Origin of the sequence: Novosphingobium sp., assembly GCF_041905565.1 — a bacterium.
Lineage (GTDB): Bacteria > Pseudomonadota > Alphaproteobacteria > Sphingomonadales > Sphingomonadaceae > Novosphingobium.
On the sequence record NZ_JAYRKX010000002.1, the window covers coordinates 220854 to 233832 of the forward strand.

Here is a 12979-nt window from a genome sequence, read left to right on the forward strand (position 1 = left end):
TCGGTTCCCCAGCGGGCCGATCAGTAGGAGCGGGCGACGTAGATCCGTTCAACCGCGGGCTGGCCCGTGAAGACACACTGGCCCGAAACCGGCGCGGCGTCCATCGGGGTGTTGCGGATGGTGAGCTTCAGCGCCTTGAGCTGCTGGACCACCTGTTCCAGCGCATCGCCGGTGGGGCGCGACCAGGCCAGTTCGACCCAGCCCGGATAGCGCTGATCCTCGCCAAAGAACTTGGCCAGGGCGTCAAGGCTGTCGATCCCGCGTTGGATATTGGCGTCGCGGCGCGCGGTGGCTTCGGCGTGGAGCGTGCGCTGCACGTCTTCCAGATCGGCAACGGCCTGGGCGACAAAGTCATCCTTGGCCATGGCGGCGAACTGGACCTTGCCGTCCTCGCGGTAGAGCCGGTCGCGGCGGATCACCGAAACCTGGCCGGCGGCGGCATCGCGCCCGCCGATTTCGAGGATCAGCGGCACGCCTTTCTTGACCCAGCCCCAGCGCTTGTTCGTCGCCTTGCCGGCGCGCTTGTCGAGCAGGACGCGGACCGGTTCGCCCAGCGCCCACTGCTGGGCCAGTGCGGCGCGCAGTTCCTCGCAATAGGCGAGCAGCGCGGTGTCGCCATCATCCTCGCGCAGCATCGGCAGGATCACGATCTGGTGCGGGGCGATGGCCGGCGGCACGCGCAGCCCGTCATCATCGCCGTGGGTCATGATCACGCCGCCGATCATGCGGGTGGACACGCCCCAGCTGGTGGTGTGGCACAGCTGCTGGCCGCCTTCGCGGTCCTGATAGCGGATGCCGGCGGCCTCGGCGAAACCGGTGCCAAGGTAATGGCTGGTCCCGGCCTGGAGCGCCTTGCCGTCCTGCATCATCGCTTCGATCGAGTAGGTGGCGACCGCGCCGGGGAAGCGTTCGTTCTCGGGCTTTTCGCCGGCGATCACCGGCATGGCCAGGCAGTCTTCCGAGAACGAGCGGTACATTTCCAGCGCACGCAGCGTTTCGACCATCGCGTCGGCGCGGTCGGCGTGGGCGGTGTGGCCTTCCTGCCAGAGGAATTCGCTGGTGCGCAGGAACATGCGGGTGCGCATTTCCCAGCGCACCACGTTGGCCCACTGGTTGGTCAGCAGCGGCAGGTCGCGCCAGCTTTGCACCCAGCGGCTCATCGCCTTGCCAATCACGGTTTCCGAAGTCGGGCGAACGATCAGCGGTTCTTCCAGCTTGGCTTCGGGATCGGGCACCAGCCCGCCCTTGCCATCGCTGATCAGGCGGTGGTGGGTGACGACCGCCATTTCCTTGGCGAACCCCTCGACGTGTTCCGCCTCCTCGGCGAAGTAGGACAGCGGGATGAACAGCGGAAAGTAGCAGTTCTGCACGCCCGCGGCCTTGATCCGCGCGTCCATCAGCGTCTGGATGCGTTCCCAGATGCCATAGCCCCACGGCTTGATCACCATGCAGCCGCGCACGCCGCTTTCCTCGGCCATTTCGGCCTCGGCGATGACTTCCTGATACCAGGCGGCAAAATCCGCCTCGCGAGTGACGTTGAGTGCGTGCTTCATGGCCGTGGCCGTTAGCCGAGCCATGCCCACGGGGCAAGCCGGGGTTACTTGCCGAGCTTGTCCAGCTTGGCCTGCATTTCGGCCATCTGCTGGCGCAGGGCGGCCAGTTCGTCGTCCTGAGCCTTGTCGTGTTCGCTTGGCTTGGCTTCGGCCAGGCCCGGCATGAAGGCGCTGGCGGCGGCCTTGAACATCGCCAGGTTCTGCTGCGCCAGCTTGGTCAGCGGGTTGTTGCCCAGGCTGTCCTCGAACGCTTCGCGCAGCTTCGACTGGTTGGTGCGGAAATGATCCATCGACGCTTCGAGGTAGTGCGGCACGAGGCTTTGCATCGAATTGCCGTACATCCCGATCAGCTGGCGCAGGAAGTTGACCGGCAGCATCTGTTCGCCGCTGGCGCTTTCCTCTTCCATGATAATCTGGGTCAGGATCTGGTGGGTGATGTCGGCCCCGGTCTTGGCATCGACGACCTTGAATTCGACGCCTTCGCGGGTCATCTTGGCGAGGTGGTCCAGCGTGATGTAGCTGGACGACTGCGTGTTGTAGAGCCGCCGGTTGGCGTACTTCTTGATGACGACCGCTTCCCCGCTCATGGCCCACCCCTTCTCCGTGTTACCGGATGTTAGCACCCGCAATATCGCGTTTGCAACAAAGCAGTTCGCAATATGGCCGGTTCAGCGCAGGAATCTGCGTCCCAGCAGGGTCAGCAGCTCGTACTGCGAAAGCCCGCTTGTCGTAGCGGCGGCGGGCAAGGCATAGGTGACGTCCAGCCAGTCGCCTTCGCGCAGCATGGGTGCAGCAGACAGGTCGACCAGAGTCATGTCCATCGACACCCGGCCAACCACCGGCAGCACCGCATCACCATGCCGCAACCGGCCCTTGCCCGACCAGCAGCGCAGGTAGCCATCGGCATAGCCAAGGCTGACCGCGCCGATGCGCATCGCGCGCGGGGCGATGAAGGTGGCGTTGTAGCCGACCCCTTCCCCCATCTCGACATCGCGGACCTGGAGCAGCGCGGCCTGCGGAGTGACGACCTGCGCGATCACGCCTTCCAGCGCGGCGCAGGGCACCCCGCCGTAAAGCGCGATGCCCGGCCTGGTCAGGTCGCCGTGATAGGCCGCGCCCAGCATGATCCCGCCGCTGTTGGCCAAGGCCGCGCGGCGATGCCGCAGCGCGCCGCGCGCCTCGTTCCAGCGGGCGAGCTGCCGGGCATTGAGCGGATTGTCCGGCTCTTCCGAGGCGGCGAGGTGCGAATGCAGCACTTCGACGTCGAGCGCCTGGACCAGCGGATCGGCCAGCTCTGCCAGGGTCAGCCCGAGGCGGTTCATCCCGCTGTCGACCATCACGTCGCAGCGCCCGCCCCCGGCCTGGGCCCACAGGCGGGCCTGGGGCAGCGAATTGATCACCGGGCGCACGCCCACGGCGCGGGCATAGGCGGCGTCCGCAGCGCTCAGCGGGCCGTGCAGCACCGCTACGCCGCTGGCGGGAACGTGATCGAGCAAGGCCGGCACTTCGGCCCAGTGCGCAACGAAGAGGTCCTCGCAGCCCGCATCGCGCAGCACGGGAGCAGCGAAATCCACCCCCAGGCCATAGGCGTTGGCCTTGACCGCCGCCCCGGCGCAGGCCGCGCCCGACAGGCGATCGAGCGCGCGCCAGTTGGCCGCCAGCGCCTCGCCGTCCAGCTTCAGCCGCAGCGCTGGCGGCGGCAAGTCAGGATGCATCGTCACTGAAATCGCGTGGCTTGCCGTTCGGCAGGCCCCACCAGGCCACCAGGAAGGCCACCAGCACAACGACCCAGGTGTACCACAGCCCCGAATAGGGATTGCCCGTCTTGGCGACGATGTAGGCGGCGATGAACGGCAGGAATCCGCCGAAATAGCCGGTGCCGATGTGATACGGGATCGACATCGAACTGTAGCGGATCGACGGCGGGAACATTTCCGCCAGCAATGCCGCCACCGGGCCATAGGTCGCCCCCGACAGCGCCATCAGGATCAGCAGCCCGGCAATGATCTGGAGTGACTGGCCCAGCGTCGGCTTGATCTTGTCCATGGTGAACACCTTGGTCCCGGCGCGTTCCTCGATCTGGGCCTTGCGCGCCTTGGCGTCCTTCCAGTCCAGCCCGGTGAGGTCCAGCGCCTGCACGCCGTGGGTCAGCGTCAGCGCCGGAGCATGTTCCAGCGTATAGGCGATGCCCGCCGCGCTGAAATCGCCGATCAGCTTGCCGCACTCGGTTTCCTGCTGCTGCGCGAAGGGGCTGTAGCGGCAGTCCGGCCCGGCGATGGTCCACGGCTGGCCGCCCGCCGCGCTTTGCGTGGCATTGCCGATCAGCCAATAGGCCGGGAACAGCAGCAGCAGGGTCAGCGCATAGCCGATGACGATCGGCTTCTTGCGCCCGATCCGGTCCGACAGGTGCCCGAAATAGAGGTAGAACCCCATGCCCAGGAACGCGCCGATCCCGACCAGGATTTCGGCCGTGGTGTCATCCACCCGCATCGCGGTCTTGATGAAGCCCAGGCCAGAGAACATCGCGGTGTACCAGATCACCGTCAGCCCGGCGGCCACGCCGAACAGGGCGATGAAGATCCGGCGCTTGTTGCCGGGATAGGTGAAGCTTTCGACAAAGGGATTGCCGGCCAGTTCGCCTTCTTCCTGCATCGCACGGAACACCGGGCTTTCCGACAGCTTGAGGCGCATCCACAGCGAGATCGCCAGCAGCGCCAGGCTGAGCAGGAACGGCACGCGCCAGCCCCACGCGTTCCAGGTTTCGGGGCTCATCAAGGCCTTGCAGCCCAGCACCACGATCAGGCTGAGCACGAAGCCGCCAACCACGCTGGCCTGGATATAGCTGGTGTAATAGCCCCGCCGCGCGAAGGCGGAATGTTCCGCCACATAGATCGCCGCGCCGCCATATTCGCCGCCCAGCGCCAACCCCTGCAGGATTCGCAGCAGGATGACGATGGCCGGCGCCCAGTATCCGATGCTGTCCGCCGAGGGGATCAGCCCGACCCCCGCCGTGGCAATCCCCATCAGGGTCACGGTGACGAGGAAGGTATACTTGCGCCCGAGCTTGTCGCCGAGATAACCGAACAGCACCGCGCCCAGCGGGCGAAAGCCGAAGCCGACCGCGAAGACCAGCCAGAACAGCAGCATTTCCAGCGTGGCGTTGCCGGTGGGAAAGAACGTCTTCGACAGAATCGCGCCAAGCGTGCCGTAGATGAAGAAGTCATACCATTCGAACACCGTGCCCGCCGATGAAGCGGCGATGACCAACCGGATTTCCGAAGCACTGGGATTGACGTCCGGGTGGCGTGCCGGCTCGCTCATGCATGTTCTCCCGCCTGTTGCATTGCGCCTGCTCTAGCGGCGGTTTCAGGCGCTGGGAAGCGCCTCAAGCGCGGCTTTCCAGGGGAGCAGCATTGCCCCGTGCCGGCCCGGAAAGTCGCGCGCCGGGGCAATCGCCGCCAGCCCCGGCCAGTCGGGCTGGTCCCCCGTGCCGGCCAGCCAGGCTTCCAGCGCGGCGAGCGTGGCGGCCAGATCGGCGCGGCTGCGCCCGGTTGCGGCATCGGCAAAGATAGCGGCGGCGGCCTGGCCGATCGCGCAGGCCTGTGCCTTGAGGCTGATCCGGGCAATCGCGCCTGCCGCGTCGCAGGCCAGACCCAGTTCGATCCGGCTGCCGCAGGCGGGCGAGCGCGCCGCGCCGCGCAGGGGCAGATCCTCATCCAGCGGAAAGGCGGCCAGCCGCGTCGCCAGCGCCAGCACTTCTGGCGAATAGAGCCGCGCGGCACCGCTCATGGTCAGTCGGCCTTGCGTCCGGCGGAATGCCTGGCCTTGGGCTTGCCCTTGGCATCCGCGTCCAGCTTGGCCTGTTCGGCCTCAACGGCGGCGCGGCGGCGTTCGGCGATCATGCTGACCAGCGCTTCGCTGCCGGCGTTGACGAAGGGATAGCTGCGCGACTGAGTGATCCAGGTCGGCCGCCCGCCCACGCCCCAGACCGTGTCATAGCCCAGCACGAGCACCGAAAAGGCCATGACCGCGATGATCGTGCCCTTGATCCCGCCAAAGCCGAAGCCCAGCAGCCGGTCGATCGGGCCCAGCACCGAATCCCGGCTGGCCTGGCCCAGCCGGTCGGCCAGCAGGCGGAAGATCGCATAGGGGACCAGCAGCAGAATGGCGAAAGCCAGCACCGCCGCGCCGGATTCGGTCCCGACATGGGGGACCAGCTGTTCACTCAGCGGGGTGTGCAGATTGTGGATTGCGACCAGCGCCAGGACCCACGCGGCGAGCGAGAACACTTCCTGCACCAGCCCGCGCATGAACCCGGTGATCGCGCCAAGGCCGATCAGGATCATGATCGCAATGTCGAAACCCGTCATGGGCCAATGGGTTACGCCCCGCCCATGATCCGGTCAACCAGGTTCGGTAGCAGCGCGAGGCCGCGATAGCGCGATCCGTCGCTTCCCCCGGGCACTTCGGCCGGGCCGAAGGCGCTGCCAAAGCCCAGCTTGGCCGCTTCGCGCAAGCGGATGCCGCCATGGGCGACGGGCCGAATCTCGCCCGCCAGCGACACTTCGCCGAACCATACGGCATCGGCCGGCAGCGGCTTGTCCGCCAGCGCGGAAACCAGCGCGGCGGCCACGGCCAGGTCGGCGGCCGGATCGGTCAGCCGATAGCCGCCCGCGACATTCAGATAGACTTCGCAGGATGAGAAATTCAGCCCGCAGCGCGCTTCGAGCACGGCCAGCAGCATCGCCATGCGGCCATTGTCCCAGCCCACCACGGCGCGGCGCGGAGTGGCGCCGCTGGCCAGCCGAACGATCAGCGCCTGCACTTCGACCAGCACCGGGCGCGTGCCCTCCATTGCCGGGAATACCGAGCTGCCTGGCACCGGGTTTTCCCGCCCCGAGAGGAACAGCATCGAGGGATTGCCGACCTCGCGCAGCCCCTGCCCTTCCATCGCGAAGACGCCGATCTCGTCCACTGGGCCAAAGCGGTTCTTCAGGCTGCGCAGGATGCGGTACTGGTGGCTGCGTTCGCCCTCGAAGCTCATCACCACGTCGACCATGTGTTCCAGCACGCGCGGGCCGGCGATGGACCCGTCCTTGGTGACATGGCCGACCAGCACCAGCGCGGCGTTGGTTTCCTTGGCATAGCGGATCAGCTCGAACGCGCAGCCGCGCACCTGGCTGACAGTGCCGGGCGCGCCCTCGATCGTGTCGGAATGCATGGTCTGGATCGAATCGATCACCAGCAGCGCCGGCGCATCCATCTGGCCCAGCGTGGTCAGGATGTCGCGCACCGACGTTGCCGCCGCAAGCTGGATCGGCGCATTGGCCAGGCCCAGCCGTTCGGCGCGCAGGCGCACCTGCCCGGCCGCTTCCTCGCCGCTGATATAGACCGCCGTGCCGCCCGCCTTGGCCACGCTGGCCGCGGCTTGCAGCAGCAAGGTCGATTTGCCGATGCCCGGATCGCCGCCCATCAGGATCGCGCTGCCCGGCACCAGCCCGCCGCCCAGCGCGCGGTCCAGCTCGGCAATCCCGGTGGAGCGGCGCTTGGGAACTTCGCCCGGCGCGTCGAGCGGTTCGAACCGGATCGCCCGCCCGCCCGACGACAGGTCGTGCTTGGCGGAAAAGACCGTGGCGGGGGCTTCCTCGCTCAAGGTATTCCATTCGCCGCAATCGGCGCACTGGCCCTGCCAGCGGTGGGTGACACTGCCGCAGGACTGGCAGACATAACGGCGTTTGGGCTTGGCCATGGCCTGGCGATAAATGGAACGTAGCAAGAACGCAAGCAACCAATCCGCACATTCCCCGATGCGAAGCGCTTGGCGTGGTTAGCCATAATCTGCCACAGTGCGGCCATGCGGCAAAAGGAACTACGCATCGCCCTGGTCTGCTATGGCGGGGTAAGCCTGGCGGTCTACATGCATGGCGTGACCAAGGAGCTGTGGAAGCTCGCCCGCGCCAGCCGCGCCCAGCTCGCCGGAGAGGAGCCGCAGGGCGATACCGAAGCGGTCTATGCCCGGCTGCTGCACCTGATGGAACGGCACCACGGCCTGCGGCTGCGGGTGCTGCCCGATATCGTCGCGGGTGCCAGCGCGGGCGGGATCAACGGGGTGTTCCTGGCCCAGGCGATCCATTCCGGGCAAAGCCTGGAGCCGCTGACCGAGCTATGGCTGGAACGCGCTGACGTCGACGTGCTGCTCGATCCCGATGCGCGGCCGTGGTCGCGGATCAGCAAGTTCTGGGCGATGCCGCTGGTCTACTGGATGCTCAAGCGGCCGGGCAACGTGGTCTCCGCCAGCGTCGCACGCGAAACCCGCAGCGAGGTGCGGGCCAAGCTGTCGCGGCTGATCCGTTCGCGCTGGTTCGAAGCGCCGTTCGGCGGGCTCGGCTTTTCGCGCCTGCTGCGCGAGGCGCTCGACGCGATGGCCCAGGCCCCTGCCGGGCTGCCGCTGCTCCCGCCCGGCCACCCGCTTGACCTGTTCGTCACCGCGACCGACTTCAAGGGCCACCTTGAGCGGCTCCACCTCCACTCCCCCGAAACGATCGAGGAGAGCGAGCATCGCCTGTCAATCGGGTTCCGCGCCGATACGCCCGAGCAGCCGGGCGGCTGCCTCGCTCCGCCGCTCGAACTGGTTTACGCGGCGCGCGCCACGGCGAGCTTTCCGGGGGCCTTCCCCTCGCTCGAACTGTCCGAGATCGACGCGCTGGCGGCTGAGCGCGGCGAAGGCTGGAACAGCCGCACCGCCTTTGTCGAACGGATCATGCCCGAACACAGCCAGCGCGGCGATGCCGAGCATGTCTCGCTGATCGACGGGTCGGTGCTGGTCAATGCGCCCTTTGCCGAAGCGATGAACGTGCTGCGCGACCGCCCCGCGCAGCGCGAGGTGGACCGCCGCTTCGTCTACATCGACCCAAAGCCCGACCGGATCGGCGGCCTGCGCCTGGGCGATCCGCGCCCACCGGGGTTTTTCTCGGTGATCTTCGGCTCGCTCTCCTCGATCCCGCGCGAACAGCCGGTGCGCGACAACCTTGAAGTCATCGCCAGGCGCTCGCGCGAGCTGGGCGCGCTGCGCCACCTGATCGAGGCGCTGCGCCCGGAAATCGAACAGGCGGTCGAGGCGGAATTCGGCCACACCCTGTTCCTTGACCGGCCGAGCCAGGAACGACTGACCAAGTGGCGTGGCCGCGCGCAGCAATCGGCGGCGCGGCGCGCGGGCTTTGCCTATCACGGCTATGGCCAGGTCAAGTTTGCCGGGATCGTCGAAAGCCTGGCCGAAGACGTGCTGGCCGCCGCGCCGGAACTGGCGCTGCCTGATGCCAGCACGATTGCTCAGCACCTCGAACAACATCTCGCCGCCCACGGGCTCGACCACCTGTCAACGGCCAGAGGCGGCGCGTCCGAAGCGACCGTCGCCTTTTACCGCGAGCATGACCTGCGCTACCGCATCCGCCGCCTGCGCCTGCTCGCCCGCCGCCTGTCCGAGGACTGGGACGACATCGACGCCGAGCACCCCGCCGCGCGCGAGGCGGCGCGTGAAGTGGTCTACCGCGCGCTGGCGCTCTATTTCGACCGCGAGACGAGCGCAGCGCTGGGACGCGACTTTCCGGCGATTGCCCGGCAGGTGTTCGAGGATCCCGGCCTGGTGCTGGCAACCATCGCCACGCGCCGCCAGCTTGGCGCGACCGACCTGGTAGTCGATGCGCTGCTGGCCGAGGCGCTGCAGGACGCCCCGCGCGAGTTGCGGCGGCGGATCCTGCTGACCTATCTGGGGTTCCCCTATTACGACACGGTCACCCTGCCCTTGCTGCTGGGGATCGGGACCAGCGAGATCGAACCGGCCAAGGTCGACCGGATCAGCCCGAACGACTGCAATTCGATTCGGCCCGGCGGTGCGCGCGAGACGCTGCGCGGGGTCGAATTCTACAACTTCGGGGCCTTCTTCAGCCGCGCCTACCGCGAGAACGATTACCTGTGGGGTCGGCTGCACGGCGCGGAACGGATGATCGACCTCGTCGCGTCCAGCCTGCCGCATGGCGCGATCATCGATCCGGCGGAACTGGCCGCGCTGAAACGCGACGCCTTCCTGGCGATTCTCGATGCCGAGGAAGCCCGTCTGCGGTCCGACCCGCAGCTGGTCGCCACCATCCGCGCCGAAGTGCTGGCCGCCGCCGGCTGAGCGCTGGCCACAACGAAAAAGGGCAGCCTTCGCAGGCCGCCCTTTCCCTCTCCAACCGGATAAATGCGTCAAAGGCCGGCGATCGCCCCGTCGACCAGGGCCTTGTCGGCCTTGGCGTCGTGGTTCGCGGCGATCAGGCCACGCGCGGCGCTGGCCGCGGTTTCGGCCGCCTTGGCGCGCAGTTCGGCCACAGCGCCGCGTTCGGCGGCGGCGATCTTGTCTTCCGCCATGCGTTCGCGGCGGGCGATCAGATCGGTGGTATCGGCTTCAGCCTTGGCGACGATGGCCTGCGCTTCGTGCTGGGCATGGGCCAGCATGTCGGCGGCTTCCTTTTCGGCGCCAGCGATCTTGTCGGCATATTCCTTGCGCAGCGCTTCGGCTTCGGCGCGCAGCGCCTTGGCTTCGTCAAGCTGCTTGCGGATACCGGCAATGCCCGAATCCAGACCCGAGGCGATCAGCGCCGGGACCTTCTTCCACACCATGATCGCGATCAGCAGCGCCATCGACAGCGCCACCCACATGCCGGGGGTCAGACCCAGCGCGGCGGGTTCGGCGTGACCGCCGCCATGTTCGGCGGCAGCGGCGCCATGTTCGGCCGCGGCGGCGACGGCAAGCGCCAGCAGGTTAGCCATTGAGCGCCTCCTTCACGGCTGCCTGGGCAGCCTTGGCATCGACCTTCACGCCAGCCAGGCGCGAGACGATATCGGCGGCGGCATCGGCCGCAACCTGTTCGATTTCCTTGAGCGCGCCGCTGCGGGCAGTCGCGATCTGGGCCTCGGCGTCGCCCACGCGGGCGTCGATCTTGGCCTGGGCCTGCGCCAGACGGGCTTCGCTGGCCTTGGCCGCTTCGGCCTTGGCCTTGGCGATCACGGCCTGGGCTTCACCGCGCTGGGTGTTGGCCTGGACGCGCCACGCATCCTCTTCCGCATTCGCGGCAGACCGGGCGGTCTCGGCGGCGGCAAGGTCGGCGGCGATCTGCTTGTCGCGCGCTTCAACGGTGGCCATGACCTTGGGCACCATGCCCCGGCCGATGACAAAGAAGATGAAGCCGAAGAAGATCAGCAGCCAGAAAACCTGGCTGGCATAAGTCTCGGCGAGCTGCGAGATTTGAGGCATCGGAGCGTCCGCATTTGCCCGGCCGGCGCCGCCTCCCACGTGTCAGGAGGCGGCGACCAACCGGTCGGGTATCAGGTTCGTGAGGTCAGGCGACGAAGATCAGGATCATCGCGACGACGAACGAGAGCAGGCCCAGAAGTTCCGCGGCGGCGAAGCCGATGAACAGGCGGCCCTGCTGGCCGTCGGCGGCACCCGGGTTGCGCAGCGCGCTTTCCAGGAACGAACCGAACACGTTACCGACGCCGATGGCGGCCATGCCGGCGCCGATGGCAGCGAGACCAGCACCGATCAGCTTGGCGCTTGCAGGTTCCATAGTGATAACTCCTTTTCCTTAGAATTCGGTTGGATTGACTTGGAAAACTTAGTGCAGAGAAAACTCAGTGCAGGTTCTCGGCGTCGTTGAGATACAGCGAAGTCAACAGCGCGAAGACATAGGCCTGGATGCCCGCCACCAGCAGCTCGAGCGCGCAGATGGCAACCATCAGCAGGAAGCTGGGCAAGCCGACAATGCTGCCCCACAGCAGGCCGGAATTGGCGCTGTCGATCACGAAGCTCGACAGCACTTCCAGCAGCACGTGGCCAGCCATCATCGCCACGAACAGTCGCAGCGCGAGGCTGAACGGGCGGACCAGGAACGAGATCAGTTCGATGATCGGAATCAGCCACAGCAGCCACCACGGCGTGCCATGCGGCACGAACAGCGAGAAGAAGTGCAGGCCGTGCCGGGCAAAACCGACGATCAGCACGATCGCGAAGGACAGCACCGCCAGCACGCCGGTCACGGTGAAGTGGCTGGTGGGGGTAAAGGGATGGACGCCGACGAGCATCAAGGGCAGCAGCCCGAGCAGGTTGGCGAACAGGATGAAGCTGAAGATCGAGAAGATGTACGGCACATACTTCTTGCCGGCCGGGCCGATGTTGGCGGCCAGCAGGTTGTCGATGAAGCCGGTCAGGCTTTCGACCGCCATCTGCCAGCGGCCGGGCACCAGCTGGCGCTTCATTCCGCCCCACACGAATACGAACAGCACGGCGGCGGTAATCGCCATCCACAGCGCCGAATTGGTGAAAGCGATGTTATAGCCCGCGAGTTGCCAGTGATCGGTGCCGAACATCGGCTCGATCGAGAACTGGTGCATCGGGTCGACTTTTCCGCCTTCGGCTGCCACGCGTCCTGCCTCTTTCACTTCGTCATATGCGCAGCAGCGCCCATTATTCGGGGCGCTGCGACGACATCCGGATGATGTTCCTGAAGGCCACGATGATCCCGAGGGACATCACTGCCAACAGACCCCAGGGGGCGGTCCCGGCAAATTGGTCAATGACCCAGCCGATGAACGCACCGCCACCGATTCCCCCCAGCAATTCCGCCAGAACCTTGCTGCCGAGGCGATAGCTCGCGTCGGCTTCAACGGTTCCCTGCGGGCGATTGCGTTGATCTTCCCGCTCTTTGGCGGCTTTAAGCCGCGCATCGAGCGCGTCAATCCGCGCATCTTCGCCAATGGGGTCTCGTGCAGGTGGCTCGTCGTTCATGCCAGCTCCCCTGATATGCAGGCAAACACGGCACGGGCAACGGCTGCCCGCCGAGGGCGCCGACCCCTTAGCAGCCACGGCATCCAAGTCAACACCAAGAGAAAGGCCTCCCCCCACGCAATGTGGAAGGAGGCCCTGATCCTGCCCGTTTAACGGGTTGGATGCGTTACTGCGCCGGGGCGACGGTCGGGCAGCGGCTGTCGACCAGCGGCGGGGCCCCGGTGCGGGTATACCACTTGCCGTCCGGCCCTTCGTACTTTTCGCCCAGCGCGGTGCGCTTGATCGCCAGGCAGCCGGCAGTGAAGGCGTAATCGTCGATCGTCGCCTTCTGCGCTTCGGCCTTGTCGGCATAGAGCGCGCGGCGCTTGATGTTGATGTCTTCAGCCAGATGGCGGATTTCCGGGCTGGGCGGCACTGGGAAGCCGAGGTAGCCGTCGGCCCCCTCGCCCACCTGCCCGTTGGCCCGCGCGGCGGCATAGGCCGGGTCGCGCTGCTGCGCCGAGGCGGGAGCCGCCAGCGCCAGCGCGGCCAGCACGGCCGCCCCGGCCACCAGCATGGCGGGCTTGCGGCGGGTCTGTTCACGAAGCGGCATCATCAGCTGTTC

The 12979-nt window shown here is 67.0% G+C and carries 14 protein-coding genes; 1 reads left to right on the plus strand and 13 read right to left on the minus strand.

Features of this window, described 5'->3' with window-relative positions:
- Window positions 1-20: 20 nt before the first annotated feature.
- The 7 genes from ACE3N9_RS02925 to radA all read right to left on the minus strand — a co-directional run bounded on the left by ACE3N9_RS02925 (window position 21) and on the right by radA (window position 7302).
- Window positions 21-1553 (minus strand): aminoacyl--tRNA ligase-related protein, encoded by a 1533-nt coding sequence (locus ACE3N9_RS02925; protein WP_374280692.1) that lies wholly within the window; start codon window positions 1551-1553, stop codon window positions 21-23.
- Between the two features lie 44 nt (window positions 1554-1597).
- Window positions 1598-2140 carry a polyhydroxyalkanoate synthesis repressor PhaR gene (gene phaR / locus ACE3N9_RS02930; protein WP_374280694.1) on the minus strand — a complete coding sequence of 181 codons (543 nt, stop codon included), beginning with the start codon at window positions 2138-2140 and terminating at the stop codon, window positions 1598-1600.
- An 81-nt stretch (window positions 2141-2221) separates the two neighbouring features.
- Complete coding sequence (locus tag ACE3N9_RS02935; RefSeq protein ID WP_374280696.1) at window positions 2222-3268, minus strand: alanine racemase; 1047 nt, start codon at window positions 3266-3268, stop codon at window positions 2222-2224.
- Complete coding sequence (locus ACE3N9_RS02940; RefSeq protein WP_374280698.1) at window positions 3258-4874, minus strand: MFS transporter; 1617 nt, start codon at window positions 4872-4874, stop codon at window positions 3258-3260. Before ACE3N9_RS02940 ends, ACE3N9_RS02935 begins: the two co-directional genes overlap by 11 nt.
- A gap of 45 nt (window positions 4875-4919) precedes the next feature.
- Window positions 4920-5342: an iron-sulfur cluster assembly scaffold protein gene (locus ACE3N9_RS02945; protein ID WP_374280700.1), complete on the minus strand. Its 423-nt coding sequence runs from the start codon at window positions 5340-5342 to the stop codon at window positions 4920-4922.
- 2 nt (window positions 5343-5344) lie between these two features.
- Window positions 5345-5923, minus strand: coding sequence for a CvpA family protein (locus ACE3N9_RS02950; protein ID WP_374280702.1), 579 nt, complete (start codon window positions 5921-5923; stop codon window positions 5345-5347).
- A gap of 11 nt (window positions 5924-5934) precedes the next feature.
- Window positions 5935-7302, minus strand: a complete 1368-nt coding sequence (gene radA, locus ACE3N9_RS02955; protein WP_374280704.1) for a DNA repair protein RadA — start codon at window positions 7300-7302, stop codon at window positions 5935-5937.
- Between the two features lie 105 nt (window positions 7303-7407).
- Between radA and ACE3N9_RS02960 the strand changes: the two genes are divergently transcribed.
- Window positions 7408-9729 carry a patatin-like protein gene (locus ACE3N9_RS02960; RefSeq protein ID WP_374280706.1) on the plus strand — a complete coding sequence of 774 codons (2322 nt, stop codon included), beginning with the start codon at window positions 7408-7410 and terminating at the stop codon, window positions 9727-9729.
- A gap of 68 nt (window positions 9730-9797) precedes the next feature.
- Here ACE3N9_RS02960 and ACE3N9_RS02965 read toward each other — a convergent pair whose 3' ends face one another.
- The 6 genes from ACE3N9_RS02965 to ACE3N9_RS02990 form a co-directional block, all read right to left on the minus strand.
- Entirely contained in the window at window positions 9798-10361 is a 564-nt protein-coding gene (locus ACE3N9_RS02965; RefSeq protein ID WP_374280709.1) for a hypothetical protein, read from the minus strand.
- Entirely contained in the window at window positions 10354-10845 is a 492-nt protein-coding gene (locus tag ACE3N9_RS02970; protein WP_374280711.1) for an ATPase, read from the minus strand. Before ACE3N9_RS02970 ends, ACE3N9_RS02965 begins: the two co-directional genes overlap by 8 nt.
- Window positions 10846-10930: 85 nt before the next feature.
- Window positions 10931-11158, minus strand: a complete 228-nt coding sequence (locus ACE3N9_RS02975; RefSeq protein ID WP_054122335.1) for a F0F1 ATP synthase subunit C — start codon at window positions 11156-11158, stop codon at window positions 10931-10933.
- A 64-nt stretch (window positions 11159-11222) separates the two neighbouring features.
- Window positions 11223-12011 (minus strand): F0F1 ATP synthase subunit A, encoded by a 789-nt coding sequence (locus tag ACE3N9_RS02980; protein WP_374280713.1) that lies wholly within the window; start codon window positions 12009-12011, stop codon window positions 11223-11225.
- Between the two features lie 43 nt (window positions 12012-12054).
- Entirely contained in the window at window positions 12055-12375 is a 321-nt protein-coding gene (locus tag ACE3N9_RS02985) for an AtpZ/AtpI family protein (RefSeq protein WP_374280716.1), read from the minus strand.
- 166 nt (window positions 12376-12541) lie between these two features.
- Entirely contained in the window at window positions 12542-12970 is a 429-nt protein-coding gene (locus ACE3N9_RS02990) for a YdbL family protein (RefSeq protein WP_374280718.1), read from the minus strand.
- Window positions 12971-12979: the final 9 nt, after the last annotated feature.

What these genes read in the sequence shown, in the direction of transcription:
- ACE3N9_RS02940 (WP_374280698.1), bottom strand. Translation starts at nt 4,874, where the DNA reads ATGAGCGAGCCGGCACGCCACCCGGACGTCAATCCCAGTGCTTCGGAA.
- ACE3N9_RS02985 (WP_374280716.1), bottom strand. Translation starts at nt 12,375, where the DNA reads ATGAACGACGAGCCACCTGCACGAGACCCCATTGGCGAAGATGCGCGG.
- ACE3N9_RS02935 (WP_374280696.1), bottom strand. Translation starts at nt 3,268, where the DNA reads ATGCATCCTGACTTGCCGCCGCCAGCGCTGCGGCTGAAGCTGGACGGC.
- ACE3N9_RS02960 (WP_374280706.1), top strand. Translation starts at nt 7,408, where the DNA reads ATGCGGCAAAAGGAACTACGCATCGCCCTGGTCTGCTATGGCGGGGTA.
- ACE3N9_RS02950 (WP_374280702.1), bottom strand. Translation starts at nt 5,923, where the DNA reads ATGACGGGTTTCGACATTGCGATCATGATCCTGATCGGCCTTGGCGCG.
- ACE3N9_RS02965 (WP_374280709.1), bottom strand. Translation starts at nt 10,361, where the DNA reads ATGGCTAACCTGCTGGCGCTTGCCGTCGCCGCCGCGGCCGAACATGGC.
- ACE3N9_RS02990 (WP_374280718.1), bottom strand. Translation starts at nt 12,970, where the DNA reads ATGATGCCGCTTCGTGAACAGACCCGCCGCAAGCCCGCCATGCTGGTG.
- radA (WP_374280704.1), bottom strand. Translation starts at nt 7,302, where the DNA reads ATGGCCAAGCCCAAACGCCGTTATGTCTGCCAGTCCTGCGGCAGTGTC.
- phaR (WP_374280694.1), bottom strand. Translation starts at nt 2,140, where the DNA reads ATGAGCGGGGAAGCGGTCGTCATCAAGAAGTACGCCAACCGGCGGCTC.
- ACE3N9_RS02945 (WP_374280700.1), bottom strand. Translation starts at nt 5,342, where the DNA reads ATGAGCGGTGCCGCGCGGCTCTATTCGCCAGAAGTGCTGGCGCTGGCG.
- ACE3N9_RS02975 (WP_054122335.1), bottom strand. Translation starts at nt 11,158, where the DNA reads ATGGAACCTGCAAGCGCCAAGCTGATCGGTGCTGGTCTCGCTGCCATC.
- ACE3N9_RS02970 (WP_374280711.1), bottom strand. Translation starts at nt 10,845, where the DNA reads ATGCCTCAAATCTCGCAGCTCGCCGAGACTTATGCCAGCCAGGTTTTC.
- ACE3N9_RS02925 (WP_374280692.1), bottom strand. Translation starts at nt 1,553, where the DNA reads ATGAAGCACGCACTCAACGTCACTCGCGAGGCGGATTTTGCCGCCTGG.